The organism is Mesorhizobium loti R88b (assembly GCF_013170845.1).
Classification (GTDB): Bacteria; Pseudomonadota; Alphaproteobacteria; order Rhizobiales; family Rhizobiaceae; genus Mesorhizobium; species Mesorhizobium loti_B.
In genome coordinates this window covers 4,085,085-4,111,052 of record NZ_CP033367.1, presented here as the reverse complement: position 1 = coordinate 4,111,052, position 25,968 = coordinate 4,085,085, and the positions used below count along the sequence as shown (strand labels likewise).

Genomic DNA, 25,968 nt, shown 5'->3' with positions numbered 1-25,968 from the left:
GGCTCGTTGGCCGGCAAAATCGCGCCCGCCCTAGCTCAAATCCGGCGTATGGTCAAACAAACGCCGGTGTTCCTTGAGCGCGTAGGTGTCGGTCATGCCCGCCAGGAAGTCCGCAACGCTGCGCGCCTTGATGCGGTCCTCGGCCCGGTCCAACCCCTCGCGCCAACCGTCCGGCATGGCGCGCGGGTCAACGAAATAGACGTCGAACAGGTCTCGGACGATCCGGTCGGCGTCGGCGCGCACGCGCATCACCTCCTTGTGCCGGTAGAGATGCTTGTAGAGGAACGCCTTCAGTTCCTTCTCGGCAGCTGCCATCTCGGCGGAAAAGGTCACCATCGTCTCGCCTGCTGCCCTCACCGCATCGGCACTCCGCGGCCCGACACGCTCCAGATTGGCGGTCGTGGAGACGATGACATCCTCGACCATGGCGGTGATCTGCCGCCGCATCAGCTCATGCCCGGTGCGCACATCATCGAGCGCGGGGTAGCGCTCGCGCACGCCGGCCAGGATCGTTCCCGGCAGCGAAACCGTCTCCAGCATGTCGAGCGTCAGCAGCCCTGCCCGCAAGCCATCGTCGATGTCATGCGTGTTGTAGGCAATGTCGTCGGCGATCGCCGCACACTGCGCTTCGATGCCGGCGAACCGGTCAAGCTCAAGATCCTGCAGCTCCGAATAATCGCGGATCGCTTGCGGTACCGGCCCTTTCAGGCCCTTGCCGCCAGCGTCCGTCAGGGGGCCATTGTGCTTGACCAGGCCCTCCAGCGTTTCCCAGGCCAGGTTCAACCCATCGAATTCGGCATAGCGGCGCTCCAGCCGCGTCACGATGCGCAGTGACTGCGCGTTGTGATCAAAACCGCCCCAGGTGGCCATCTTCTCGTTCAGCGCATCCTCACCGGTGTGGCCGAAGGGCGTGTGGCCGAAATCATGCACAAGGGCCACCGCCTCGGCGAGATCCTCGTCGCCGCGTAGCGCTCGCGCCAAGGCACGCGCGATCTGCGCCACCTCAATCGAATGGGTCAGCCTTGTGCGATAATGGTCGCCTTCATGGGCGATGAAGACCTGGGTCTTGTGCTTCAGCCGCCGGAACGCGGTCGAATGGATGATGCGGTCACGGTCGCGCTGGAACGGCGTGCGGGTCGGGCTTTCGACCTCATCGAACAGCCGCCCGCGCGAGCGCGCCGGATCGGTGGCATAGGCCGCGCGCGGCCGGTAGCCGAATCCGATGTCGCCCAACTCATTGGTCATGGCTGATGCTGCCGCAGTTGACTTGGCCCCTCGCGCTTCATACCTATCATGTGAAACCGAAAGCAAGGTGACGCCCATGGGCGCTGATGCCAAGACCGCCATGAAAGTCGAAATGACCGAGTCCGCCGCCAAGCGGATCGCGAAAATCGTTTCGGGTGACGCCGGCAAGACGGCGCTGCGCGTTTCCGTCGAAGGTGGCGGCTGCTCCGGCTTTTCCTACAAGTTCGATCTGGTCGATGCGCGTAACGATGACGACGTCGCCATCGTGAAGGACGGCGCCACGGTGCTGATCGACGATTTGTCGCTGGTTTACATGGGCGGCTCGGTGATCGACTTCGTCGACGACCTGATGGGCCAGTCGTTCCAGATCCGCAATCCCAATGCGGTCGCCTCCTGCGGCTGCGGCACCAGTTTCTCCATCTAGTGGCATGCCTGCCATCGGCGCGGTCCGTCAGGTCGCGCTGTCCGCCGGACGCAGCCTTGATTCGACGCTGGCCTTCTGGCGCGACGTGCTCGGCATGGGCGTTCACGCCCGCTACGATCCCCCCGGTATTGCCTTCATCATGGCGGGCGATGTGCGCCTGCTGTTCACCGACGGCGTTCCGGCCGGCACGGTCTATCTCGACATTACAGGCCTCGAAGCCTTCCACGCCGACGCCAAGGCATCCGGCGTCCCCTTCACCGCGCCGCCGACGCTTGTCCATCGCGACACCGAAGGCACATTCGGTCCGGCGGGGGAAAGCGAATGGATGGCCTTCCTAAAAGACCCGGCTGGCAATACGATCGGCTTGGTCGAACGCCATCCGCCGCAGGAAGAATAGACCATCATGAAAATCGTCACCTGGAACATCAACGGCGTTCGCGCCCGCATCGGCAACCTCACCCACTGGCTGACCGAAAGCGCGCCCGACATCGTCTGCCTGCAGGAGATCAAGACGGTCGACGAGCAGTTCCCACGCGCCGAGATCGAAGCGCTTGGCTATAACGTCGAAACCCATGGCCAGAAGGGCTTTAATGGCGTCGCCATCCTGTCGAAGCTGCGCTTTGATGAAGTGAACCGGGGACTGCCGGGCGACGACACCGACGAACAGGCGCGTTTCATCGAAGGCGTGTTCTCCACCGACAAGGGCGCGCTACGCGTCGTCTCGCTCTATCTGCCGAACGGCAATCCGATCGATGACGAGAAAAAATTTCCCTACAAGCTGTCCTGGATGGCGCGCCTGGAACGCTGGGCCGAAGAGCGCCTGAGGCTGGAAGAGGCGCTCGTGCTGGCCGGCGACTACAATGTCATTCCCGAGCCGATCGACGCGCGTTTTCCGGAGAACTGGCTGGGCGATGCGCTGTTCCAGCCGCAGACGCGGCAAGCCTTCCGCCGGCTGCTCAACCTCGGTTTTACCGAAGCGGTGCGCGCGGTCACCGATGCGCCCGACACCTATACATTCTGGGATTATCAGGCCGGCGCCTGGCAGAAGAACAACGGCATCCGCATCGACCATCTGCTGTTGTCGCCGGAAGCCGCCAACCGATTCTCGTCGGCCTCGATCGAAAAGCATGTGCGTGCCTGGGAAAAACCATCAGACCACGTGCCGGTGGCAATCGACCTCGCCCTGCAGCCGGCCTGACGGAAATCCTTCTGCCGGCGAATCGCCCGACCCTTGTGCCGCCACAACGACCTTGTATCGCCACAAATCGGGCGCATGATGGGCAATCATCATGGCGGCCGGGGTTCCCATGACCATTCGATTTGCTCTTTGTCCGATCGGCGTGGCACTTGCCATGGCAGCTATCGCGCCGGCTTTCGCCGCGCCGGAATGTCTCGCCAATGGAAAATCCTATTCAGTCGGTCAGGTCGCCTGCCTGACTGTGGCCGACCAGAGTCATCTGGCCCGCTGCGAAATGGTGCTCAACAATACCTCATGGACGAAGGTCGGCGACAGCTGCCCCGGAAACACGATGGCGCCGCACCTGCACGTCACGCCGATCTCGACGCCCGCGCCAAGCATGGTGCCGACAGAGCCCACCGAGAACTGATTTTTCGCATTAGCTGATCTTCCACCTCTCGTGGGGAGATCGGCAGACAACCCTACTGGTCCGTGTTGGCGGTGCCCTTGGTCAGGATGTCATCCGCCAGCGAGATCGCGGTGCGACGGTCGGCTTCGCCGGCGGCGGCAAAAGCCTCTTCCTGCATGCCGCGGATCCAGGGCTGATCGGCCGGCGAGGCGCGTTCGAGCGCCGCGGTCATCATCGCCAGGCCGCGAACGATCTTGCCGCTCTGGAACAAGAGATGGCCAAGCGTCGCCTGCGCACCGGCATGGCCCTTTTCGGCGGCGAGCTGGAACCAGCGCCCGGCCTGCTTGACGCTGGCCTTCACGCCGCCCTCGCCTTTCAGGAACATCTGCCCCATTTCGAACTGGGCGTTCGGATTGCGGTAGTTGGCTGCGGCGCGCATGTAGTATTCCTGGGCCGCCACCTCGTTTTCGGTGACTGGGCTGCCGGGGATACCCGTGCGCAGATAATCGCCGAGCGCCACCAGCGCGTCGGAGACGTAGCTTTCTTCCGGTGAACCCGGCTCGACATCCTGGTCGACGATCTCGGAGAAGAACTTGAACGCTTCATAGTCGTCGCGGGCCACGCCGTCGCCTTCGGCATACATGCGGGCAAGCTTCCAGGTGGCGCCGATCTGGCCGTTTTCGGCGGCGTATTTATAGGCCTCGGCGGCCTGTTCCTTGTGGCCGCTCTTGTAGGCGGAGAAGCCGAACTGGAACACCGCCCACGGGCTCGACTGCGGCTTCACGCCGGTCTTGTCGTCGAACACCTTGTCGTCGAAGGCCATGGCATGGCCCACGGCGCCAAAGATCGCAACAGCGACCAGTGCCGAAAGGACAGATGACCTCAACAACTCTGGTGTTGACTTCAACAACTCAGATATCCGCATAGCAGTGTGTTTCTTTCGCACCGCCCGGATGGGTGACCGCGCCGTCGCGGGCAGACCCGACCGTCTGTGCGTATTTCCATATCGCGCCCGACTGGTAATCGGTCGTGCGCGCCTTCCATGTCTTTGCCCTCGCCGCCAGTTCTTCATCGGACAACGCAACGTCGATCGTGCCGTTCACGGCGTCGATCGAGATCACGTCACCATCCCTCAGCAAACCGATCGGGCCGCCCACGGCTGCTTCCGGCCCGACATGGCCGATGCAGAAGCCGCGCGTCGCGCCCGAGAAGCGGCCGTCGGTGATCAGCGCCACCTTGCCGCCCATGCCCTGGCCATAGAGTGCCGCCGTCGTTGACAGCATCTCGCGCATGCCCGGGCCGCCGCGCGGTCCTTCGTAGCGAATGACGAGAACCTCGCCTTCTCTGTAGTTGCGATGCGTCACCGCCTCGAAACATTCCTCTTCCGAATCGAAGCAGCGCGCCGGGCCGGAGAATTTCAACTCCGCCATGCCCGCGACCTTCACGATCGCGCCTTCGGGGGCAAGGTTTCCCTTCAACCCCACGACACCGCCGGTTTGGGTAATTGGTCTGTTGGCCGGGCGGACCACGTCTTGCTGTTCATTCCAGGCAACATGTTCCATGTTTTCGGCCAAAGTGCGGCCAGTGACCGTCAGGCAGTCGCCATGCAGGTAGCCGTGGTCGAGCAAGGTCTTCATCAGCAGCGGAATGCCGCCGGCTTCGAACATGTCCTTGGCGACATATTTGCCGCCCGGCTTGAGGTCGGCGATGTAGGGCGTCTTCTCGAAGATTTTCGCCACGTCGAAGAGGTCGAACTTGATGCCAGCCTCATGCGCGATCGCCGGCAGGTGCAACGCTGCGTTGGTCGATCCGCCAGTGGCCGAAACCACGGTCGCCGCGTTCTCCAGCGCCTTCAGCGTGACGATGTCGCGCGGCCGGATGTTTTTGGCGATCAGCTCCATGATTTTTTCGCCGGAGGCGAAATTGAAGCGGTCGCGCATCTCGTAGGGCGCCGGCGCGCCGCAGGAATAGGGCAGCGCCAGGCCGATCGCCTCGGCGACGGTGGCCATGGTGTTGGCGGTGAACTGGGCGCCGCAGGAACCGGCCGACGGACACGCGACCTGTTCGATTTCAAGCAGTTCGGCATCACTGATCGCGCCGACAGAATGCTGGCCGACCGCCTCGAACACATCCTGCACGGTGATCTGGCGGCCGCGATAGCTGCCAGGCAGGATCGAACCTCCATAGATGAAGATCGACGGCACGTTGAGGCGCACCATGGCCATCATCATGCCCGGCAGCGACTTGTCGCAGCCGGCGAGCCCGACCAGCGCATCATAGCAATGGCCACGCATGGTGAGTTCGACCGAATCGGCGATGACCTCGCGCGACACCAGCGACGACTTCATCCCCTGGTGACCCATGGCGATACCGTCCGTGACGGTGATGGTGCAGAATTCGCGCGGCGTGCCGTTGGCGGCAGCTACCCCCTTCTTGACCACCTGCGCCTGGCGCATCAGCGAGATGTTGCAAGGTGCCGCTTCATTCCAGCAGGAGGCGACGCCGACCAGCGGCTGCGCGATCTCGGCAGCCGACAGGCCCATGGCATAGAGATAGGACCGGTGCGGCGCACGTGCCGGACCGACAGTCACATGGCGGCTAGGGAGCTTAGCCTTGGAAATGACTTTGGCGTCCATTCTCTTCCTTGCCGCGGGCGGTGCGGCCTGCCCCATCGCCGAGCCTTTTGGCGCGTGTCCCGAGACAAGTTCGAGGTGCGCCGGGTTTATGGCGGGAAATGGGCAATTTCCTCGACCTGACTTTTAGCGCAGGGGTTGTTCAGAAAGTGTTGCCAAAACGTCACAATCGCACGAGCCGACCACAGTGCGGCTTATATGCAACGCGGCTTGTATGACCGGCGTATCGGTGATGCCGGCGCAAACAAAAAAAGGCCGGGCAATGCCCGGCCTTTTATTAGCACTTTCAAAAGCTTAGAACTTGATCTTGACGCCGCCCGATATTGCCGTGACCAGATCGTTGCCGAAGTCGTAAGCGACGTCAGTGCCGGCCGTATAGCCATTCTGGTCGGTCAGCGTACCCGAATGGCCGCTGGTCAGTACACCGATAGCGCCGGCAAGACGAAGTTCGATATTGGGAGTTGGCGTGTAGGCAACACCACCGCCCAGCGTCCAGGTATCGGTCTGATCGCCATAGCCATGCGAGGTGCCACGATCCCACGATATCTGCGCGGCGCCGCTCCACTGCTCGTTGAACTTGTGGCCGAGGCCCGCGGTGACCGTCCAGCCGTCACGATACATCAGATCAAGCGAAGTCGGCCTGATAAGCGGATTCGTAACTCCGCTTGAGCACGGAAACGGTTGGGACGCTGTCGTGCAAATCGGAACGCTCTGCAGCACACTCCAATTGACCCACTTGATCGAACCGAAGGCGAGCCAGCCGGGCGCAATGCCGGACTGGAGTTTCAGTTCCAGTGAATCCGGCATCGACTGTGTCGGAGCGTAGATGTTGTTGACGACACCGCCGACGTTCAGGGTGCCCGCGATATTGTCGAGCTTCACCTGCGAATTGTAGACGAGGCTGGCACGCAGCGCGATGTCGGGGATTTCGTAGGCGATACCGGCGCGCCAGCCCCAGCCACTGCTGGTCAGGTCCACACGGCCAATTGTGGTGCCCAGGAACGGGCTGGCGTAGCTTTCCTTGAAGCCATAGACCTCCTGGTAGAAAACGCCGCCAATAAAGCGGAGCTGCCCTTTGCCGGCATCCATCTTGTAGGAGCAGGTGCCGGCGTAATTGTTGCTTTTGATTTGGGTGTTGATGTTGGAATAGGAGCCGTTCCAGATGCCGGGGTTTGAACTCGCGCCCCATGGCTGCGAATAATCCAGCATACAGTCCACGCCATAACCAATCGTCGCCTTGACGCCAACATAGGGTACCCAGTAGCTCTCGGTATTGTTAGCCGTACTACTAACCGTCAGGGGTGGTCCGCCGACGGCGGTGTCCACCGCATTCTTGAGTTTGCGCTCGGGCATGACATAAGTCCCGCTGACGTCCGAAGCGAATGGGGCCGGATCGAACAACAGGTCGACGTCGTAACCCCCACGCTCCAAGCCACCGGCATGCGCCGCGTTCACCGCGGTCCCGAGCAAAGCCAGCGAAAAGCATCCCGCCCCCAGCAGTGCTTTAAGACGCAGATTGTTCATGAATCGCCTCCCCGAATTTCGAATACAACCCAAGCAAGAACCAATTGCCTGGGTAGTGCAACAGCGATTTCAAGAGGCGTACGTGTACGTATTTTCGGAAAATGAATTCTGAGGCTGCGAGCATCGACGCGGCCGCGCTCAAGACGCCTGCCAGTGTGCAAGGCAGCCGCGAAAAACCTGCGAAAACCGGCCAAAATGGCTGAATAACACCATCACCGAAGGCAAATGGGCTCACTGTTACATTACGGCAACAATGCGGCAAAAACTTCCGTTTACGTCAACAGTGACGCAGCGGAATGCTTGTCATGAGAAGACAGGTCGGCAAAAAAAGGCCGGGCAATGCCCGGCCTTTTCGCGCAGACTTTTCTAGACGCTTAGAATTTCACTTTGACGGAAGCCGAGCCCGCCAAGAGTAGATCGTTGCCATAAGTATACCTTATGGCATTTGCCGTGTCGCCCACACCAGTGAAGGTCGACGAACCGCTAGTCAGCACGCCGATCGATCCGCCAAGCCTGACTTCCACTTTGTCGTTCGGCGAATAGGAAATGCCTGTCGCCACAGCATATGTGTCCGATTGAAAACCGGATGTGGTCGAAGTTCCGCGATCCCATGTCAGCGAAATCAGGCCCGATAGCTGGTCAGTAAACTTGTGGCCGATACCACCCGAAATCGTCCATCCATCGCGATAAAGCAGATCGAAGGAGACGGGCGAATCCGGCGAATTCGGTATGCCACCGGTCACGGGACTACGCACTCCTTTGATCGGAATAATCCCAAGTTTGCTCCACTGCTGCCAGCGGACAGAGCCAAATGCGAGCCAACCTGGAGCTACGCCGGTCTGAAGCTTAAACTCCAAAGCCTGAGGTATTTCCGCCGACGCGCTTACAGGGAAAACGCCTGTTGACCCAGGAACTGAATCGGCAACTGGACCTCCACGGAAACCTGTTGTGTCGACGGTGCCTGACAGGCCGTCGTACTTGTAGCTGGAAAAATACATCAGGCTGCCGCGCAGTGCGATGTCTGGGATTTCATACGCGGCGCCCGCGCGCCATCCCCATGCTGAGTCTGTAAGGTGGAACTTCCCGAGGCCTGTATTGCCATAAGCCAAAAGCGTCTGGCGAGACAAGAATGCATCGACGTCCTGATAAGAAACGCCGCCGATAAATCTAAAGGCGCCTTTCCCGACATTGAACTTGTAGGAGCAGGTGAGGCCATAATCGTTGGTTTTGACCGAGTATTTGGTTGCGGTCGGCGAATAAGCGTTGTTCGTCCCGTAGTCGGCGTCAGCGCCGTAGGGCTTGGAATAGCTTGCGAGGCAGTCGACCGGTTCGAATATGTTGGCCTTGATTCCGATCCGAGGCACAGCATAGTCACCGCCGACGTCTACTTCCGATGTCGACAGACCTGAACCATCCAGACGCTGCACGTTCTTGAGCTTGCGCTGTGGCGACACGTACGTCACTCCGGCGTCGAACGAATAGGGCGCAGCATCAAACAGCTGGTCGATGTTGACGCCCCCGCGATCGAAGCCACCAGCGCTCGCCGCCGATACCACCAGTGAAAAGCAGCCTGCCCCCGCCAATGCTTTCAGTCGCAAATTGTTCATGAAAATCCTCCCCGAACATCAGTGCATCAACCTAGAACCAATTCAGGTTAACGGTGCAACAACGAATTCAAGAGGCGTACACGTACAGGTGATTTGAACGTATTTTCGACAAAGTGCAGGCGCTCGCCATAGACCTAAAAATCGGCTTTTGAGCGCAAATCGACAGATCAAATCAGCGAAAACTGCCCAAAACAGGCCAGGAAAAGGCTGTTTTGGCAGGTATAACGCCCCATTGTTACATTATGGCAACAATGGGGCGCAAACTTCCTTTTACGTCAAGATTACCGCAACGGAATGCCTGTTTTGAAGGCAGAAACAGCCTGTCCTGATGGCAGACCGAAGGGCTCCGAATCCCCCTCAACCAGCGTCGCGCACCCTGGTCAACGCCACCGAAAGCTTCTCCTGCTGATCGCGGTATTCGGCGAGCTTTTCACGCTCGGCGTCGACGATCTCGGCCGGCGCGCTGGCGACGAAGCGTTCGTTGGACAGCTTCTTGTGCAGGCGCGCGATTTCCTCGGTCACCTTGGCCAGTTCCTTCTGCAGCCGCGCAGCCTCGGCGGCGAGGTCGATCAGGCTGCCGAGCGGCAGGCAGATCGTCGCCTCGTTGAGCACGATCTGTGCTGAGCCTTTCGGTGCCGCGTCAGCCAATGAGATGTCGCCGACGCGCGCCAGCCGCTTGATCGCCGACTCCTCGCGTGCCAGCCGTTCACGTGTCACTTCATTGGCGCCGACCACAACCAGCGGCGCGATGGCCGCCGGCGGCACGTTCATCTCCGAGCGCACCGAGCGGATGCCGGAGACGAGATCTACCAGCCAGTTGATATCGGCGGCCGCTTGCGCGTCCTCGAAGTCCGGCGCCGGCCAGGCGGCGTGGCAGAGCAGCGAGGAGCGCTCCTTGCCCTCGCCCGCGGTCTGCGCCCACAATTCCTCCGTCATGAACGGCATCATCGGGTGCAAGAGCTTGTAGATCTCGTCGAGCACGAAGGCGACGCAGGCACGGCTTTCGGCCTTGGCGGCCTCGTCCGTACCCATGAACACCGGCTTCAGCAGTTCCAGATACCAGTCGCAGAACAGGTTCCAGACGAAGCGATAGGCCGCACCCGCCGCCTCGTTGAAGCGGTATGAGGTGATGCCGTCGGTGATCTCGCGAGCGGCGAGTGTCAGCTCGGTCAGGATCCAGCGGTTGACCGCCAGTTTCGCGTCGTTCAGCCAGAAATCGTCATTACGGGCGACTTCGTTCATCTCGGCAAAGCGCGTCGCGTTCCAGAGCTTGGTGCCGAAATTGCGGTAGCCGGCGATGCGCGCCGGATCGAGCTTCACGTCGCGCCCCTGGGCCGCCATCACCGTCAGTGTGAAGCGCAGCGCATCGGCGCCGAACTCGTCGATCAGATCGAGCGGGTCGATGACGTTGCCTTTCGACTTCGACATCTTCTGCCCGTTCTTGTCGCGCACCAGCGCATGCACATAGACGGTGTGAAACGGTTCCTCGTCCATGAAGTGCAGGCCCATCATCATCATGCGGGCAACCCAGAAGAAGATGATGTCGAAGCCGGTCACCAGCACGTCGGTCTGGTAGTAGGTCTTCAACTCCGGCGTCTGATCCGGCCAGCCCAGCGTCGAGAATGGCCACAGCGCCGACGAGAACCAGGTGTCGAGCACGTCCTCGTCGCGGGTCAGGATCTCGCCCGGCTTGAAGTTCTCCAGCTTGTCCTCGACCCAGGCCTTCCAGGGGCCTTCGAGAGCCAGATAATATTCGATCGCCGCGCCCAGAGCCTCTTCCTCGGTCTTCTCGACAAAGACACGACCGTCCGGCCCGTACCAGGCCGGTATCTGGTGACCCCACCACAGCTGGCGCGAGATGCACCAGGGCTGGATGTTCTCCATCCAGTCGAAATAGGTCTTCTCCCAATTCTTCGGCACGAATTTGGTGCGGCCCTCGCGCACCGAGGCGATCGCCGGCTTGGCGAGTTCGGCGGCATTGGCATACCACTGCTCGGTCAGGAACGGTTCGATCGGCACACCGCCACGGTCGCCATGCGGTACGGCGTGGCGATGCGGCTCGATCTTGTCGAGGAAGCCGCCGGCCTCCATCAGCTCGACGATCTTCTTGCGCGCGACGAAACGGTCGAGCCCATCGAGTTCGTCCCAAATGGCCTGGCGCTCCGGCGTCACATCGAGGTCGGCAAGGAAGTCCTCATTGTCCTTCAACTTGATGGCGGCTTCGATGGTGAGGATGTTGATCGCCGGCAGCTTGTGGCGCTTGCCGACCTCGAAGTCGTTGAAGTCATGCGCCGGCGTGATCTTGACCGCGCCAGAACCTTTTTCAGGATCGGAATACGCGTCCGCCACGACCGGGATTTTCCGGCCCACGATCGGCAGAACGATGTTCTTGCCGACCAGATGCCGGTATCGCTCGTCGTCCGGATTCACCGCGACCGCCGTATCGCCGAGCATCGTTTCAGGACGCGTCGTCGCCACGATGATGAAGGTTTTCGGATTTTCCGGGTCGAAGGTTTCGCCTTCGATTGGATAGCGGAAGTGCCAGAGATTGCCGTTGACCTCCTGCTGCTCGACCTCGAGATCGGAGATCGCGGTCAACAGTTTCGGGTCCCAGTTCACCAGGCGCTTGTCCTTGTAGATCAGGCCTTCCTTGTAGAGGGCGACAAACACTTCGAGCACGGCCTTGGACAGGCCTTCATCCATGGTGAAGCGTTCGCGCGACCAGTCGGCGGAGGCGCCGAGCCGCTTAAGCTGGTTGAAGATGGCACCGCCGGATTCAGCCTTCCAGTCCCACACTTTCTCGATGAACTGCTCTCGCGTCAGATCGCGGCGGTGGATCTGCTTTTCCATCAGCTGGCGCTCGACCACCATCTGCGTGGCAATGCCGGCATGGTCCATGCCGGGCTGCCACAGCACGTTCTTGCCGCGCATGCGCTCGAAACGGACCAATATGTCCTGCAGCGTGTTGTTGAGCGCATGGCCCATATGCAGCGAGCCGGTGACGTTGGGCGGCGGGATGACGATGGTGAAGGCCTCGGCCCCCTCCTCGGCGCCGGCCCCGGCGCGAAACGCGTCGGCCTCTTCCCAGACTTTGGCGATCTTCGGCTCGACGGTCTTTGCGTCGTAGGTCTTTTCAAGCATGGGGAAACGGTCCGCGCTGTCGGGATTTTTGCTGGTTCGGTGTAAATCGGAAGGTCTTGGCCAAGTCAACCGCAAGGGCCGCCCCGGTCCATCACAAGCAGATAGGCGCGGCCGTGTTCATTTCAACGGAATGCCGTGCCGCTGGCGCTCGAGCCTTGACCCGGGGACTTCTCGGCAATACCGTACTAACGCTGCTGTAGGGCGCATCGGCTTCCGGCCGGAGGGGCATTGCCCGCCTACGCCATCTCAACCCGCAATGCGCCCATGCCGACACTCGAACACCACAAGAAACAGGCCAAGCTCTATCTCAAATGGCACCGCGAGCGGTATTATCCGGTCGCCGCCGTGATTGGATGGCTCTTGCCGCGTTTTCACCATCTCAGCGACAGCCAAATCCTCGATCACGGCTTCAAGCTTGTCGATGCCCAGGAACTCGTTGCCAGGAAGTCAGGTTTCGAGAGCTGGCAGGCGCTGAAGGAAGGCCTTCGAACCATGACCGATGATGCAGCACCAGACGGCGCAAAACCGCATCTCGCCTTTGCCGAACCACAGCTCTTTGTCTCGGATATCGAAGCCGCCTGTAATTTCTACCGGCAAAAGCTCGGTTTCAAGACGCGCTTCACCTATGGCGAGCCGCCCTTCTATGCCCAAATCATCCGCGATGGCGCACGGCTCAACCTGCGCCATGTCGACAAGCCTCCGCTCGCCGCCAACTCGACCGATGACCTACTGGCGGCGACGATCGTTGTCGACAACATCAAGGCTCTGTTTCTGGAGTATCAGGCGGCCACGGCCCCGTTCCATCAGACATTGCGGACCGAACCCTGGGGCGCCCGCACGTTCATCGTCAAGGATCCCGACGGCAACCTCATCTGCTTTGCAACCAGCGCGGGCTGACCTCCGACGAACACGCCGCCTCATGGGGCAGCGTTTCGAGAGCGATCGTATGAGGAGATTACTGCGCGCCGCGCGCCACGCGCTCGATTTCCTCGCGCACCAGCCTTTCGACCAGCGTCGGCAGATTGTTGTCCAGCCAGTCCTGCAGCATCGGCCGCAGCATTTCCTCGGCCATCTCGTCGAATGTCTTCTTGCTACGGCTGGCAAAGGCGTCGGACAGCTCGCCGAAGGCCGCGGCGACCTGCCGGCCCGTGTGCTCGGAAAGGATTGCCGGACGAGCCGTGGGCGCCTCGCTTGCCGGCGCGCGCGCCTGCGAGGTGCTTGCTGGAGCGTCGCTTGAAGAAGGCCGCTCGAATGCAGCCTCCACCACCGGTTGGCTCGCCGGCGCCTCGGGCTGGGCGAGCGTCTTGCGAATGCTCCGGTCCGGTATCGCTTTCGCCTGCTCGCCGACCGCCGTGATCTCACGCCGCCAATCGGCAACAATGGTATCGCTTGTCGCACTGGCCTGCGGCGCCTCGGCCTGCGGGACGCCAGCCTGCGGCGCCTCAGCCTCCGGGATAACTGGCGCCGTGGTCCTGCCGGCAGGCACCGGCTCGGCCGCGATCCTGGCGCTGACCTCGGCAAGCGTCATCGACGGCTTGACCGGCGCAGGATCGATGCGCGGCTGCGATTCCATGCGCGCGGGCTCCGGCGACAGCGCCTGGACTTCCGCAAGAACGACCGGTTTCCTGACTTCGGGGGCGGCATGCAGTTCGGCGCGAAAAGCGTCGACGTCGGCACCCTGGGCGACGCCAAGCGCCGGCTCCAGATCCTGCCGCAACTCATCGGTTTCTCCCGGCTGCTTGCGGCCGTTGTCACTGTCCTCGATGATCCTCCGGATGGAAGCCAGTATCTCTTCCATGGAAGGTTCGCGCTGTGCGCTGCTTGCCGTTGCCATCGTCACATCCGCCGCCCTTGTGACCTCTGTAGTCTTCCGCTCCGGCAAAGCCGGATTCGAATCATGGCGACAGCGTAGCCGACGGATCGCCGCGCGAGAATCCCCAATCTGGGGACTTGTGGGATTTCAACAGATTAGAGCAATTTCAGCAAAGGCGTGTGACAGGTTGCTGTCCGCGATTGCGCAAACAAACAGATGGCCGGGCTCGGCTTTTCTATCAAATGCCGAGCCGCTTGCGACGATGCGATCCGCGCCGTCGCCAGCCTGCCGTCAGCGACCGTCCGGCGTGCGCACGCCGATCCACTTGTCCTTGACGGCGTTGTAATGCTCTTCAGGCTTGTACTTCGTCACCTGCAAGGCGAGCCGGTCGACCGACAGACGGCCCATCGCCGACAGGATGGCATAGCTCGCCACCACCACGTCGTGCTCGGAATTGGCGGAATTGATCTTGGCGGTGATGACGGTGGCCTGCGCGTTGAGCACGTCGAGCGTGGTGCGCTGACCGACATTGCGCTCTTCGATGACGCCATTCAGCGCCAACTGCGCGGCATCGACCACTTGCCTGTTGGCGGAGACGCTCTCTTGCGCAGCGGTGTATTGCGACCATGCCGTGGCAACGGCTTGGCGCACCTGGTCGCGGCTGACATCGACCTGGATACGGGCTTCGCCCAACGATTCCTTGTTCTGACGCACGACCGCGGAGGTGCGGCCACCCGAATAGATCGGAATGGTCAGCGTCGCGCCGATATTGGCCGAGGTCGAATTGCCATTGGAACCGGTGGAGTCTGGAATGGCCTTGCGGTAATCTTCCGAAATGCCAGCCGACGCCGACAGCTGCGGCAGGAGCGCGCCTTCGGCCGATTTCACGGAAAACGCGGCGGCGTCTACAAGATGCTGGGTGGCGAGAATGGCCGGATGTTCCCTCGATCCGATCTCGATCGCGGCATTGAGGCTCGACGGCAACAACCTGCCCAAGGGCGAAGCCGGCTTGAGCTTGCCCGGCTCGTCGCCGACCACCTGGTGATAGGTTGCCGCACTGGCCAAGGCCTGGGCGCGCGCGGCGCTGAGCGAGGCTACAGCCGAAGCGCGCGACGCATCGGCCTGGGCCACGTCGGTGCGCGTTCCCTCGCCAACTTCGAAACGCGAGCGCGCGGCACGCGCCTGCTCGGTCAGGAACTGCAGGTTCTGCTCGGTCAAGACAGCGATCTGGCGGTCGCGAATCACGTCCATATAGGCCGTGGCCGCGTTGAACAGCGTGTTCTCTTCCGTGTTGCGCAGGCTTTCCACCGACGCTTTGACCTGCGATTCGGCGGCCGCCACGTTGTTCCGGGTCTGGAAGCCGTCGAACAACGATTGGTTAATCTGAATGCCGTAGCTTCCGCTCGTCAGCTTCGAGTTGCCGCCGCCATTTGCCTGGCGGGTGTTGGTATAGTCGATGTTGGCCGATCCCGTGATCGTCGGGCGCCAGCCCGACTTGGCGATGGCGACGCCCTCGTCGGTGACACGCACGCCGGCGCGGGATGAATTCAGCGTGGAATTGTACTGGTAGGCCTTTGCAAGCGCGCCGGAGATGGTTTCGGCTGAAGCGGCCAGGGGCGAAAGCGCGGTCGCGGAAACGAGGACGGCGGCAAAGAGACTCTTGGATACAGACGGCACGGGTATATCCCTCATTCGTTTTCCATGAGAACCGCGCCGCGCCAACTTCTCCCTGGGAGTAGCCGGCGTGGCGTGTTTTAGTGTTCCCTGTCGCTCGGTCCCAAAGTGCCCCCAGTCTGGGATGAGCAACGATTTGTTCAAATGCAAGCGACCATGACAAAGCCTTCGCTGCAAGGCCAAATCATTCAGAATTCGAAAGCATGCTCACGTTCGAATCCGGGTAGTGGCTTAATTGCCGCATTAAACGCCCGTCTCCCGGTTACAACCCCCCCAGCCTTAAAAAAGAGTCGCGCCACGCCCGAATTGCCCTGCCCTTCGACCGCGACCAGGCGGCCGCCTTCGGCGAGCTGATCGAGCAGCGGCACCGGCACTTTCTCGACGCTGCCGCCGACAAAGATGACGTCATAAGGCGCCTTGGCCGCATGACCATTTGCCAATGCGCCCTGGACAACGGTCACATTGCCGTAGCCAAGGCCGGAAAGGGTCAAGGCCGCGGTCTGCGCCAGTGCAGAATCGCTTTCGAGGGCCACGACGGACTTCGCCAATCGCGACAGGATGGCCGACGCGTAGCCGGTACCGCAGCCGACATCGAGCGCCGAATCGGTTGTGTTGATCTCGGCCAGCTGCATCAGCTTGGCCAGCGGCGATGCTTCCATGAGGTAGCGTGCACCGTCGGCGCTGTCGGCAATGCGGATGTCTTCGTCGATATAGGCAAGTTCGCGTTGGCGATCGCCGACGAAAAGCTCACGGGGCACGGATAGCATGGCGTCCAGCAGCGGCGCACTGGTCACGTCGGTGGTGCGGACCTGGCCATCGACCATCTTGACGCGAAGCTCGGAGAAATCAGCGCTCATGTCCCAACCAATCCGCTTGCCGCGTCGACAACGCGGTACACTTCGACCGGAACTTCAAGCTCCAGCGCGGATGCGCGGGAGCTCGGGTATTGGAGGCCTCGCCCGGAATCGAACCGGGGTGCAAGGATTTGCAGTCCTCTGCGTAACCACTCCGCCACGAGGCCTCGTTGCTCCCGGCGTTCCACCCGGTTCCAATAGGTTGCGGCGAAAATGGCGTCAAGCGGCCACCACGCATTCCCAGCGGTTTCCTCAGCATGAATTCCACCCTCTCGCCTAGAGCATCGCGGCCACTGCCGTCACCGCATGCATTAGCCAAAGATTAAGCATGCGTGGCGATCGCGAGAAACTCAGGGCGCTGGCCGCCGTTGGAAGCAAGGAGGACTGCGCCATGCGGCCAGAAAACAAGGGAACAAACGCCTGGAAAGGACTGTCGCGAGCGGGATGCGGGGAATTGTTGCGCTATGCGATCGACTGCATTGCAGTAGACGGCATGCTTTCACCGCGTGACCGGGCGCGCCTTGCCTCGGCGACCGTCGTTCTCGGGGACATTCGTGAGGGCCTGGAAAGAGACACTGGCCGAAAGGCGGACTCTCGAAAATCCCCAGCCCGATCAAGCGTTTAGCGCATTCAAAGGGCGATGCGGTCAAACCTGCGGTTTGACGCGTGCCGCTCGATCCGGCCTCCGCCTGCGCTCCCACCAGATGACGAAGCGACGGCGGTGGCGGCGCACCATGGCGAATTCATAGGACAAAACCAGCAACCCGATTGGAACCATCCAGAAGCCAAGAATCGGCAGGAATCCGAGAATGCCGCCGATGGTCAAAAGAATACCGATCGTGATTCTCAGGCCGCGCGATTGCGGCATGGTGAACTCGCGCCCGAAAATCGAGAGCTTTCGTGCCGGTATCCGGTTTTCGTCTGCTGCCGTCATCGCCAATGGCTACCCGTATGGTCGCTCGAAAATACCTGTTTACGAAAGCCGCAACCGCCGTTTCGGTTCCGCGCTCATCGCCAAGACGGCTAATATGAGGGCGGACCCCGCCGATTGCGAGAAACGCTTGGGCGAAAAAGTCTCGGAAAAATACGAAATGGTTCTTTGCAAAGCCGAAAGGTGTTTGCTATAGGCTGCGCCACTTGCTCAAAGAGCCTCCGTTCCCCGGTAGCTCAGTGGTAGAGCAACCGGCTGTTAACCGGTTGGTCGCTGGTTCGAATCCGGCCCGGGGAGCCAATATTTTCAATCGCTTAAACGATATGGCTTCTCAAGAAATTTGCTGCGATGTACGCCATAAGTACGGAGAAGAGATCTGGTTGCACCCCCAAATGGTGCCATGAAGGGGCTTGAGAGCATCAAACCGCTCCTAATTGCGAGACACTTAGGAACGCCATGTCACAGTGCGATCGCTTCCGGGCCAAATGTGTCACGGCGTCGCGAAATCCCGGCGTCGTTCAGTCTGACACGTGCAGTTTCAACCCAGCTCTCGAACATGCAAATCGGGCGACGAAGCTGGCGGATGAGCCATCTACTAGATAGGCCCACTTGTAGTCGTTGCTCTTTGTCGACATCGAGGATTGGCTCTCCCCGCCTGCAAGGGTAAAGCGCGTTCCCTTGTTACAGTCGTACCTGGCGTTTGTGAACCAGGCGCCTGTGTTGTCGCTGTACCTCGAGTTGATCACGTTTACGATTCCTGCGCCTTCGGACGTCACCTTCTGTACCGTGTACGTTGCAACGGGCTCGCCAGGATCCACACGAGTCGCCTCCGTAAGCAGTCCGCCATCGTACGCTGACGTGGCGGGTTGAGACGGGGCCAACTTGTCATCGCGTGACGGAGGATCCTTCAGCAGAACGCCAAGAAATCCTATGACAGCCAGTAGCGGCAGCCCAAGCGCGCCGTAGAAGGCGTAGTCGGCCATGGATGGACCGCCCGGAGTAACCACGATCGACTTAGAGCTGGCGACGTTGCTCGTGCGCTTTCCAAAGTCTCTTTGCATTCTGCTGTTCATCGTAAAGTCTCCCGAACGCCTTATTATCGGCCCGAGTACTCAATATTTCATTCATCGGCATGCGAATTTTGATTCTAATGATCCGCGAATTTACTTCCGACACGTTCGTGTAACGAGCGGTAAAACCGCTGAAACCGCGCTATCCTGCGTTTTTTTCATGCCGTTTGTGCCCGCATATTCCTGCTTAAACTTGGCGCTTGCAGCGGGTATCATCTGGGCGCTTTCTTGGCACACTAAACGCCCCGCCGCCTGCGCATAGAACGAGGGCTTCGTCGGCGCGCGTCGGCTTCCGCTGCCGGTCCTCTTTAATCTAACCGCGCGGCATGTTGTGGATTTCGAGCCGAACCGGACCGCCCTTATTGCAACTAGTGCAGAATAGTGCCCTCTCGACGGTGCTGAACAGCGCTCCCTTGCCGTAGCGACGGATCAGCCCGGCCGGCTTGACTTCGGCCTGGTGCGAGCATTTCGTGCACGATGCCCTTAAGACGTGCCACTCGCGCAAATCGCCGAGGGCCACGTCCAGGCCGGCGTGGACGCTTCCGTTTATGATCGCCTGGGGCGGAAGCTTCACCTCGCCCGGCGTGGTGATCTTTTCCATGACGTGCCGGCTGTTGTAGTGGATCAACAGCATGCCCGGTCGTCGACGGATGGCGGCTTGCCAGGCCGCCATGCTGACAGCAAAATCCGAAGCCTTGCTGATGGTTTCGAGAAGCGTCTTTTCGTCCTCACTATCCCATACCTCGATCCGGTAGTTGTCTTCGTGGCTGTTGCTCATGCCGGCCGCGCCTTATGCCAGCCGCGCGAAAAGCCTGATGACACCGCCACGCGAGAAAGCGCCAACTCGCGTTCGAGTACGGAATTCCTCGCGAGCGCGTTGAGCAACGCGACCACGATGTCCCCACCGGCTACAGCAATGGCTTGGTGGGCTGCCAACTCTAATTCCGACACAGCTTCGCCGTTAGGCGCGTTTCGGCGCTTTCCCATAGGCCTTCCGCTCCAGGTACAGCCCGAAATAAGGAACATATTCCTCTATCGTCAAGGGTGCCCTTGACTCAATGTTCACATTTTGTTCACTGTCGACCGTACGATCACAGGAGATGAGCTATGAAGCTACGCTTGGAGATCAAAAGCGCTTCCGCCGAAGGGAAGCATCGAAGCATCGAGGCGACCAAGGCTGTTTTTACGGCAGCCGGAATATCCGCCGAGCAGGCCGCAGACGGTATGTTCGCGCTTGAAGGGTGGGACGCTGCCAGCTTTTCTGACGATCATGCACCAACCGAGACTGAGAGCGACGGCGCCTCTGTCTGGATGGATGCGAACAAGGCGGCAATAGCGGCGTGCTGCGCGGATTGGCCGGTCGATGCCGTACCGGAGAGCTATCTACTGCTTGAGCTGGCTGAATTGTGAGCTACGAGCCAATCAAGGTCGCTGAAGGAATGACGCCGGCACCGCGCGAATATCATCGCATCGAAAATCACATCTGCGAGCATTACGGGTGCGTCAAGAGCGCGCCGTTTGGATATGCGAAGCCCAAGAAACCTGCGCATTGGTTCTGCCTTACACATCGTTCCGATGGCGACCAATATCTCGGGAGTGGCAATGTCTGAGAGTATCCTGCCCGGCCAGGAGAAGCCAAAGCTGATTGTGATCGTTGCCTTCGACCGCGGGGAAGACGGAGAACTGTTCACGGCTTTCGGCCCGACCGATCAGCGGAGCGAGGATCGGACCATTCGCACCGCCAGGACGTTGGCATCCAGCCACGCCGGCGTGATTGCGTGGAGCCGCTACGCAGACCCGCTCTTGGGCGACTATGGCGCCCCGACCACCCTGTTCGCGAGTGGTGAAGTGCCCGACATGGAGTGATCAGACGTCGAACAGGTCATCGGGGCCAAGGCCGATTTCGTCGATGATGTCAGGCGTGTTGTTACGAGGGCTGCCGACCTTGCCGCTGATCGGCCACATCTTCATCAGGCCGGACGGGTACGGCTTCATGAGGTCCCGAGGATCCTGTTCCGGGCCAAGCCAGCGCATATAATCGGAAGGCGCCAGGATCACCGGCATCCTGTATGGATGGTCGCCATCATCTCATTCGGCTCGCAGGTGGCGATCGCGAAGGTGCGGATCAGTTCCCCCGTGACCTTGTCGGAATACTCTTCCCAGATGCCGGCCATGGCGAAGGGCTCGTCATCCTTCATAGCGATCGCATAAGGCTGTTTCTTCTTGCCCGAGGCGTCAAGGTTCTGCCATTCGAAGTAGCCGTCCACCGGGACCAGGCAGCGCCGTGAGGCGTATGCTTTGCGAAACATGCCATTGGTCGCGATGGTCTCGCAGCGCGCGTTGACGGGCGGCGGGCGGCCGCTGTCGTCACGAGCCCAGCCGGGGACCAATCCCCACTTGGCTGACACGAAGCCAGCCATGGAGGTGGACAGTTCTTCGCGGGATGATTCGATAGCTGAGGCTTGGCGTCTGCCGCCTTCATCGCTTTGTCCGCAAGGTTGCTGATCACGGCTGGATCGTCTGTCGCGGTTCCGGGCAGCTGTTCTGCCATCGATTTGTCGAGGAAATTGATGCCACGGGTGCTCATTTGGGAAGCTCTGGAACGTAATGGACGATCGCGTCGACTACCCTCTCGTAAACACTTCCTGTCTCTACCTCGATTTCCTCGCTCCCGATGCCCCGCAGTTTCGCATCCCGAAACATCTTCTGGATCGCTTCGGCAACAGAGATCACGTCGGCGCCCGAGATAGTCGGCAGGTTGTCTCGTAGCCATTCATCGAAAAAGTTGATGCCTCGTGCGCTCATGGAGCTCATAAGCTCAGGCTAGCGCCTAGGTTCCCGCCGGCTTTTCGACTGCGCTCTCGTCCACCTCGGCTTCCATCTGGTCGCTGATCGGCTTCGCCTTGACAGCGCCGTCCAGCGGAACGCCGTCAAAGCTTTGCAGCCAGGCCTCAGCCCAATTCTGCCAATAGTCGGGTACGATGCGCAGTTGCCCGTCTCTGCTGGCCTGTGCGCCATACATCCAGGCGTAGCCGGCGCGCTCCTGGTCCTTCTTCGCAACAACCATTTCGGTTCACTTCCACCGTCAATACCGGAATTTGAGGATAGACGGGCGGAGGGGAAATGGCGAGCTTGCTAGACACGGAGGTGCCCGCAATGACCATTCAATCAATGATTTTGGCAGACAACCCTCAGGCAGCATGGAGGCTATCGTTCATCGCTGATGAGCTTGACCTGTTTATCGAGGTCGTCGTCGGCGGCACGCCGCCAGCGCCGCAGGACCGGATATCGATCGACGATTTTCTGGCTTTGCGACCCGTCGACCGTCTGCACGAGCAGGCTCTTGATATGTTCGTCAGGTGGCTTTCTTCCGCAATGTGTCAGCGATTTTGACTTTCGAACCCAAAGCCCGGCCAGCATCCTCATCCCAGAAATCCTGCAGTGGGGCATGCCGTAAGTCTTCCTCGCCGCGCAGGTGCTTCACTCGGCCGATCAGACCCGGCTTGACCCATTGTGTTGCCAGCCGCTTCATACCCTTCGGTGCGGGGTCGGCATGCTCCTGGACGCGCTTCCAGAGCCGCGCGCGGATCGCCCGGATGGAGTTGATGAAGGCGGAGCCGACATATTTCCCGGTGGCGCGATCTGCCATCAGGGCGAATGCGGTCTTCCCCATCTCGCGTTCAACGGCAAGCAGCTCGTATTCGTCGATCACGTAACTCTTGATCTTCAGCCAGCTTGTCGAACGGCCGCTGCGATATTTGCTGTCGCGCCGCTTCGACACCATCCCCTCAATGCCGGCTTCGTCGATCAGGTGGAAGATCGCCTTGGCTTCGTCGCGCATGAGCTCGAAGTTCAGATCCTCAAGATGTTCGCCGCCTTTAACCTCTACACAGGGGACCGGGGGAAGCTGAACGCTATGGTGGAGGTCTGGGCTGATGAGTTGGAGGAATACCCGCTGTACGCCATCCGCAAGGCCTACAAATGGGCCATCTGGGGTGAAGGCAAGCTGCCGTCGCTGGCCGCGTTCATCCGCGACGTGAAGCTGGCGGTCGGAAATCAGGTCATCGAGCGCCGGAATCTGCTTGTACGCTGGCTCAGCTAAACACTGTGCGGACGAGCTGGCTGGAGCAAGCTAAGTGTTCTATTCAAGAATGCTGACTCAGTTCCCTGGTGATCCGTGGAAAGAAACATCTGCCGCCCCTACTACAGTTCGTTTCCCAAATTTCCATGCCCTCGATGCAGGACTGGCCAACTGGTGCTGCTCAGAGACAGCTTGCAGACAAAGGAAACGGCCTATTCCGTTTCTGAACAATCCGATGGGAGCTGGGAACCGGAACATGTGACCGAACGCTACATCTGCTTTTTGGTGTGCAGCAACAAAATTTGCGGAGAGGTGGTGGCGTCCTGCGGGCGGGTTAGTCACGAACGCCATGAGCAATTCGAGGAGAGTGTTGGCGAAATGGTGACCTTCGACTCCACCTACTACACACCTCGGCAAATGTTCCCCGCGCCGCCGGTCTTCCCCCTATCCACGAGGCTGAAGAAGGAGCTGGCTGCGCATCTGCGAAAGGCGTTTGAACTGTTGTGGGTCGATCCAGCATCGTGCGCGAACCGCATCAGGGTGTTCCTCGAATTCCTGATGGACCATTTTGAGATCCTGCGCACCGACATCAATGCCAAGGGTGAAGAGTACGACTTGAAGCTCTACCACCGGATCGAGCGGCTGGAGGCAAAGAAGCCGGGCCACAAGAAGACGTTCAACGCCCTTCGCAACGTCGGAAATTACGCCAGCCATTCCGGCAAAGCCAAATTTGAAACCTTGATTGATTGTTTTGAGCTGGTCGAGCTTATCATTGCCGATTTGGTGGACGGGCGGCAGGATCGGCTTGATAAGATGACCGCCCGCCTGTCGGTGAAAGACGGCGAATTTTGAGCACTTGACTCTGTGGAACGAAACGGGAACATATTCCTATCCCGAGTGTTGAGCACAGCCATGAGACTTCGACGCGGAATTGATTTGACCGCATCCATCCCTCCTGTTCGCCACCATGAGTATGAGGCTTCAACGGGCGTCTACGGTACGGTGCAAGGTCTTAGGGAATGGGAGGTGCTGGGCGCCAAGTGTGCCAGGTGCGGTCATATTGGATGGCTGGATACGGCGAAGGTGATGCGCCAGTATGGCAACCAGTACCTTCACAGCATCGGCGGCAAGCTGCTGTGCCGGTGCGGAAACAAGACGGGCAATAAGGTGCTTGTCGGCGTTCTCGGCCGCAACTGAGTCCCTCATGCGACGGGGAGAAGTGGCGAAGAAAAGGAAAACCAATCAGTTCATTTGGCATGTTGAAATAGAGGCTTCCATCTACCGAACGGTATAATAAAGTGCTTGCTGTCAAAGCTGGGGGCTAGGCTTCATGTTTGAGGCAGCGCAACACATAAGCACTTGGGTCAGCCTGCTGGCCTTCCTGGTGGCTGCGGGCGTGTATGCGTATCGCAGCCGCCTGAACGCCGCCATTGAAATGGTAAAACAGGCTTCTGCGCAAGAGCGCGGGGATGTAGTCTTAGCGATTGCGGAGCGTTTTTCTGTCGAGACGGCGGGGTTAACTCAAAAACAGCGAACTGACATTGTAATCAAGCAACTCGAAATCCGCGCCCGACGTGACATGATGATATTGGCGGCCTTCGTTATTGTCGCGGTGCTGGCGGCGTTAATTACCATCGTAGCCCTACTGAGGCCGTCTGGCGGCTCAAACAGCGGCAGAGCCGATGCCACGATCCACTACAAAATCTGTATCGGCGAGATAGCCGAAAAATGCCCGAGTGAAACAATACACTTGGCCTGCGGCACTGATGAGCAAGCTTGGGCAAAGAGCAAATGCCAGTCATTTGGGACGAATAAGATTTCCGACGTAGGTGGGAACAAGTGCGGCTACGCAGTCATAGACGTGACCTGCACCGGACCAGCATGAACGAAAGTGCTTGTCGCGCGGCTTGGCGTGTCCCATCGTGTCGTGACTGGAATTTGTTCTGCCCTACAAGACGCCACCGTGTCCCCGGCCGAGGATCACACGCTGGGGCGTGCATTACCCGAAAACATACATCGCCTGGAAAAAGCAGGCCGAAGTTGACCTACGAAAACAGGTCAAGTCGCTATTAGCGGGCCGCCTGAGCGTTGTGATTGAGTGTGTGGAGCTACCCCCTAAGAGCGATAGCAAAAAGCAACGACAAGGACGCCTAGAAGGCGGCTGGCCGCGCGGGGATGTCGACAACCTGGCTAAGTCGGTTTTGGACGCCATGACGGCTGCCGGTGGGTGGAGCGGCGATGCGCAGGTGGTCCGGCTGACCGTCGCCAAATGCTACGGCGGTTTTGATCGGATGCTTATGCGGGTGGAGGCTGTCTAGGCTTCGCAAACCCGGCGCCTGCCCAGAGGACAAGCCAACCCACCAGCAAGAGCGCGAGCGATCCGCTGACGCCGACGACCAGGATTCGCCAGATGACAGGCCACGGATTGACGCTCACTCCTGACAGCAGCCCATAATCGCCGAATAGCTGATCATCACTGAGGGATGCATATTCCGGGTAGGTCGCACGGTAAGCAGGCATCAAATAATAGCACCGCGTGCCGACATTGAGCTTCGTGTAGTCATCCCACGGGCCTGGCACCCCAGTGTCAGATGTCGAGAAGTCAGTTCCGAGCTTTCCTCGGGCTTCGCTGCACAGCATCTCAACGACAGGTTTGTCTCCGCTCATGATTCTGGTAGCGACGGGCATTCGGTTTGGTCTGTGCTGCAAGGTGCTGTAGGCAAAAGCCCCGACGGCCACAAACCATGCGATGGTGATCAACACCCACACTCTAAATAAGCCACGCCTCAGGTTCATCGCCACCCTCCAGCTAGCTCGGCTTTTCGCTTTTGCGGAATCCGGCCATCACCCACGTACCAACAAACCAGACGAGCAGCACCGCGAGGGGCGCAGCCGCAGCAGCTACAAGGCCGTAGAAGGCCGTCTGCCAAGGGTGGCTATCATCCGTTATGAAATTCGCTGCAAGGATCTGATCGTCGGTTTTGGACGCCTCTTCGGGGTGGGCTTTGTGATATCCCGCAAGTGAGTATTGGCACCACTCCCGCTCCTGCCCGGCAGTATCCTTCATAGCCTCGTTGAACGCCTTACCGGCCTTGTCGAAATCGACATTCTCCTGACCTTTGGCCTCATCGCAGAACGTGCCTATGACAAACCCGTCCCGCTTCATCCGTTGAAAGGCATCGCCCTCGGCGATCTGGCGCTGGACGCCCCAGTAGGTGACGCTCCCGACAAAGATCAGCCAGCAAATGCTGGCCACTATCCACACTCGAAACAGCCCGCGTCTTAGGTTCATTGAATCCCCCGACAGAACGCATATCAGGAGGTATCGGTTGAGTTAAGCGCGACCGCGCTGGAAATACCTCGCCCTCCGCTCATCGGTAGCACG

The 25,968-nt window shown here is 60.1% G+C and carries 31 protein-coding genes, 2 tRNA genes and 1 pseudogene; 15 read left to right on the top strand and 19 right to left on the bottom strand.

The window, feature by feature from the left end; translation table 11 throughout:
- Nucleotides 1-30 precede the first annotated feature (30 nt).
- On the bottom strand, nt 31-1,245 hold the full coding sequence (locus tag EB235_RS20055; RefSeq protein ID WP_027029300.1) for a deoxyguanosinetriphosphate triphosphohydrolase: 1,215 nt from the start codon (nt 1,243-1,245) through the stop codon (nt 31-33).
- Nucleotides 1,246-1,321: 76 nt separating this feature from the next.
- Between EB235_RS20055 and erpA the strand changes: the two genes are divergently transcribed.
- The 4 genes from erpA (at nt 1,322) to EB235_RS20035 (ending at nt 3,276) form a co-directional block, all read left to right on the top strand.
- Nucleotides 1,322-1,669 carry an iron-sulfur cluster insertion protein ErpA gene (erpA, locus tag EB235_RS20050; protein ID WP_027029301.1) on the top strand — a complete coding sequence of 116 codons (348 nt, stop codon included), beginning with the start codon at nt 1,322-1,324 and terminating at the stop codon, nt 1,667-1,669.
- Between the two features lie 4 nt (nt 1,670-1,673).
- Nucleotides 1,674-2,066 (top strand): VOC family protein, encoded by a 393-nt coding sequence (locus EB235_RS20045; RefSeq protein WP_027029302.1) that lies wholly within the window; start codon nt 1,674-1,676, stop codon nt 2,064-2,066.
- Nucleotides 2,067-2,072: 6 nt separating this feature from the next.
- On the top strand, nt 2,073-2,867 hold the full coding sequence (xth, locus tag EB235_RS20040) for an exodeoxyribonuclease III (protein ID WP_027029303.1): 795 nt from the start codon (nt 2,073-2,075) through the stop codon (nt 2,865-2,867).
- 91 nt (nt 2,868-2,958) lie between these two features.
- A complete protein-coding gene (locus EB235_RS20035) occupies nt 2,959-3,276 on the top strand; it encodes a hypothetical protein (RefSeq protein ID WP_027029304.1) in 318 nt (105 codons plus the stop codon).
- A 52-nt stretch (nt 3,277-3,328) separates the two neighbouring features.
- Here EB235_RS20035 and EB235_RS20030 read toward each other — a convergent pair whose 3' ends face one another.
- The 5 genes from EB235_RS20030 to EB235_RS20010 all read right to left on the bottom strand — a co-directional run bounded on the left by EB235_RS20030 (nt 3,329) and on the right by EB235_RS20010 (nt 12,160).
- Complete coding sequence (locus EB235_RS20030; RefSeq protein WP_027029305.1) at nt 3,329-4,180, bottom strand: tetratricopeptide repeat protein; 852 nt, start codon at nt 4,178-4,180, stop codon at nt 3,329-3,331.
- The gene (gene ilvD, locus EB235_RS20025) at nt 4,167-5,891 is read right to left on the bottom strand and encodes a dihydroxy-acid dehydratase (RefSeq protein WP_027029306.1); all 1,725 of its coding nucleotides are present in this window, start codon (nt 5,889-5,891) and stop codon (nt 4,167-4,169) included. Before ilvD ends, EB235_RS20030 begins: the two co-directional genes overlap by 14 nt.
- A gap of 291 nt (nt 5,892-6,182) precedes the next feature.
- A complete protein-coding gene (locus EB235_RS20020) occupies nt 6,183-7,412 on the bottom strand; it encodes an OmpP1/FadL family transporter (protein WP_027029307.1) in 1,230 nt (409 codons plus the stop codon).
- A 374-nt stretch (nt 7,413-7,786) separates the two neighbouring features.
- A complete protein-coding gene (locus EB235_RS20015) occupies nt 7,787-9,019 on the bottom strand; it encodes an OmpP1/FadL family transporter (RefSeq protein WP_027029308.1) in 1,233 nt (410 codons plus the stop codon).
- 357 nt (nt 9,020-9,376) lie between these two features.
- Nucleotides 9,377-12,160, bottom strand: coding sequence for a valine--tRNA ligase (locus EB235_RS20010; RefSeq protein WP_027029309.1), 2,784 nt, complete (start codon nt 12,158-12,160; stop codon nt 9,377-9,379).
- Between the two features lie 264 nt (nt 12,161-12,424).
- Between EB235_RS20010 and EB235_RS20005 the strand changes: the two genes are divergently transcribed.
- Complete coding sequence (locus EB235_RS20005) at nt 12,425-13,057, top strand: bleomycin resistance protein (protein ID WP_027029310.1); 633 nt, start codon at nt 12,425-12,427, stop codon at nt 13,055-13,057.
- Between the two features lie 58 nt (nt 13,058-13,115).
- Here EB235_RS20005 and EB235_RS20000 read toward each other — a convergent pair whose 3' ends face one another.
- The 5 genes from EB235_RS20000 to EB235_RS34820 form a co-directional block, all read right to left on the bottom strand.
- Nucleotides 13,116-13,994 carry a PopZ family protein gene (locus EB235_RS20000; protein WP_027029311.1) on the bottom strand — a complete coding sequence of 293 codons (879 nt, stop codon included), beginning with the start codon at nt 13,992-13,994 and terminating at the stop codon, nt 13,116-13,118.
- A gap of 270 nt (nt 13,995-14,264) precedes the next feature.
- The gene (locus EB235_RS19995; protein WP_027029312.1) at nt 14,265-15,650 is read right to left on the bottom strand and encodes a TolC family outer membrane protein; all 1,386 of its coding nucleotides are present in this window, start codon (nt 15,648-15,650) and stop codon (nt 14,265-14,267) included.
- A gap of 185 nt (nt 15,651-15,835) precedes the next feature.
- Nucleotides 15,836-16,504, bottom strand: a complete 669-nt coding sequence (locus EB235_RS19990) for a protein-L-isoaspartate O-methyltransferase family protein (RefSeq protein WP_027029313.1) — start codon at nt 16,502-16,504, stop codon at nt 15,836-15,838.
- A 90-nt stretch (nt 16,505-16,594) separates the two neighbouring features.
- Nucleotides 16,595-16,668 (bottom strand) — tRNA-Cys (locus tag EB235_RS19985).
- Between the two features lie 479 nt (nt 16,669-17,147).
- On the bottom strand, nt 17,148-17,435 hold the full coding sequence (locus EB235_RS34820; RefSeq protein WP_027029314.1) for a hypothetical protein: 288 nt from the start codon (nt 17,433-17,435) through the stop codon (nt 17,148-17,150).
- On the opposite strand from EB235_RS34820, the gene EB235_RS19980 reads away from it, so the two are divergent.
- Together EB235_RS19980 and EB235_RS19975 are read left to right on the top strand one after the other, a co-directional pair.
- Nucleotides 17,320-17,628, top strand: a complete 309-nt coding sequence (locus EB235_RS19980) for a hypothetical protein (RefSeq protein ID WP_245268754.1) — start codon at nt 17,320-17,322, stop codon at nt 17,626-17,628. The genes EB235_RS34820 and EB235_RS19980 overlap by 116 nt on opposite strands.
- Before the next feature lie 29 nt (nt 17,629-17,657).
- A tRNA-Asn gene (locus EB235_RS19975) sits at nt 17,658-17,732 on the top strand.
- A gap of 218 nt (nt 17,733-17,950) precedes the next feature.
- Here the strand turns inward: EB235_RS19975 and EB235_RS19970 are convergent.
- Nucleotides 17,951-18,505, bottom strand: coding sequence for a hypothetical protein (locus EB235_RS19970; RefSeq protein WP_027029315.1), 555 nt, complete (start codon nt 18,503-18,505; stop codon nt 17,951-17,953).
- Between the two features lie 310 nt (nt 18,506-18,815).
- Nucleotides 18,816-19,280 carry a hypothetical protein gene (locus tag EB235_RS19965; protein WP_027029316.1) on the bottom strand — a complete coding sequence of 155 codons (465 nt, stop codon included), beginning with the start codon at nt 19,278-19,280 and terminating at the stop codon, nt 18,816-18,818.
- A 329-nt stretch (nt 19,281-19,609) separates the two neighbouring features.
- Between EB235_RS19965 and EB235_RS19960 the strand changes: the two genes are divergently transcribed.
- Both EB235_RS19960 and EB235_RS19955 read left to right on the top strand, forming a co-directional pair.
- Nucleotides 19,610-19,912: a hypothetical protein gene (locus tag EB235_RS19960; RefSeq protein ID WP_027029317.1), complete on the top strand. Its 303-nt coding sequence runs from the start codon at nt 19,610-19,612 to the stop codon at nt 19,910-19,912.
- A gap of 192 nt (nt 19,913-20,104) precedes the next feature.
- A complete protein-coding gene (locus EB235_RS19955) occupies nt 20,105-20,368 on the top strand; it encodes a hypothetical protein (RefSeq protein WP_027029318.1) in 264 nt (87 codons plus the stop codon).
- Here the strand turns inward: EB235_RS19955 and EB235_RS19950 are convergent.
- The 3 genes and pseudogenes from EB235_RS19950 to EB235_RS19940 all read right to left on the bottom strand — a co-directional run.
- Nucleotides 20,369-20,913, bottom strand: a pseudogene (locus tag EB235_RS19950) (SOS response-associated peptidase); the annotation flags it as partial. It lies immediately after the preceding gene.
- 172 nt (nt 20,914-21,085) lie between these two features.
- Nucleotides 21,086-21,307 (bottom strand): DUF768 domain-containing protein, encoded by a 222-nt coding sequence (locus EB235_RS19945; RefSeq protein WP_027029319.1) that lies wholly within the window; start codon nt 21,305-21,307, stop codon nt 21,086-21,088.
- Nucleotides 21,308-21,332: 25 nt separating this feature from the next.
- Complete coding sequence (locus EB235_RS19940) at nt 21,333-21,569, bottom strand: hypothetical protein (protein WP_027029320.1); 237 nt, start codon at nt 21,567-21,569, stop codon at nt 21,333-21,335.
- Between the two features lie 89 nt (nt 21,570-21,658).
- Between EB235_RS19940 and EB235_RS19935 the strand changes: the two genes are divergently transcribed.
- A complete protein-coding gene (locus EB235_RS19935) occupies nt 21,659-21,895 on the top strand; it encodes a hypothetical protein (RefSeq protein WP_155256260.1) in 237 nt (78 codons plus the stop codon).
- On the opposite strand, the gene EB235_RS19930 is transcribed toward EB235_RS19935, so the two are convergent.
- A complete protein-coding gene (locus tag EB235_RS19930) occupies nt 21,858-22,343 on the bottom strand; it encodes a hypothetical protein (protein ID WP_245268755.1) in 486 nt (161 codons plus the stop codon). The two genes, EB235_RS19935 and EB235_RS19930, sit on opposite strands and share 38 nt — an antisense overlap.
- On the opposite strand from EB235_RS19930, the gene EB235_RS19925 reads away from it, so the two are divergent.
- The 5 genes from EB235_RS19925 to EB235_RS19905 all read left to right on the top strand — a co-directional run bounded on the left by EB235_RS19925 (nt 22,314) and on the right by EB235_RS19905 (nt 24,901).
- Nucleotides 22,314-22,604, top strand: coding sequence for a hypothetical protein (locus EB235_RS19925; RefSeq protein WP_208603616.1), 291 nt, complete (start codon nt 22,314-22,316; stop codon nt 22,602-22,604). The two genes, EB235_RS19930 and EB235_RS19925, sit on opposite strands and share 30 nt — an antisense overlap.
- Before the next feature lie 153 nt (nt 22,605-22,757).
- Nucleotides 22,758-23,435: a DUF4145 domain-containing protein gene (locus EB235_RS19920; protein ID WP_155256262.1), complete on the top strand. Its 678-nt coding sequence runs from the start codon at nt 22,758-22,760 to the stop codon at nt 23,433-23,435.
- An 84-nt stretch (nt 23,436-23,519) separates the two neighbouring features.
- Nucleotides 23,520-23,780, top strand: coding sequence for a hypothetical protein (locus EB235_RS19915; RefSeq protein ID WP_155256264.1), 261 nt, complete (start codon nt 23,520-23,522; stop codon nt 23,778-23,780).
- A gap of 133 nt (nt 23,781-23,913) precedes the next feature.
- Nucleotides 23,914-24,468, top strand: coding sequence for a hypothetical protein (locus tag EB235_RS19910; RefSeq protein WP_027029321.1), 555 nt, complete (start codon nt 23,914-23,916; stop codon nt 24,466-24,468).
- Nucleotides 24,469-24,577: 109 nt separating this feature from the next.
- Nucleotides 24,578-24,901, top strand: a complete 324-nt coding sequence (locus EB235_RS19905) for a RusA family crossover junction endodeoxyribonuclease (RefSeq protein WP_027029322.1) — start codon at nt 24,578-24,580, stop codon at nt 24,899-24,901.
- Here EB235_RS19905 and EB235_RS19900 read toward each other — a convergent pair.
- Complete coding sequence (locus tag EB235_RS19900) at nt 24,879-25,379, bottom strand: hypothetical protein (RefSeq protein WP_155256266.1); 501 nt, start codon at nt 25,377-25,379, stop codon at nt 24,879-24,881. The two genes, EB235_RS19905 and EB235_RS19900, sit on opposite strands and share 23 nt — an antisense overlap.
- Before the next feature lie 13 nt (nt 25,380-25,392).
- Complete coding sequence (locus tag EB235_RS19895) at nt 25,393-25,875, bottom strand: hypothetical protein (RefSeq protein WP_027029324.1); 483 nt, start codon at nt 25,873-25,875, stop codon at nt 25,393-25,395.
- Between the last annotated feature and the right edge of the window lie 93 nt (nt 25,876-25,968).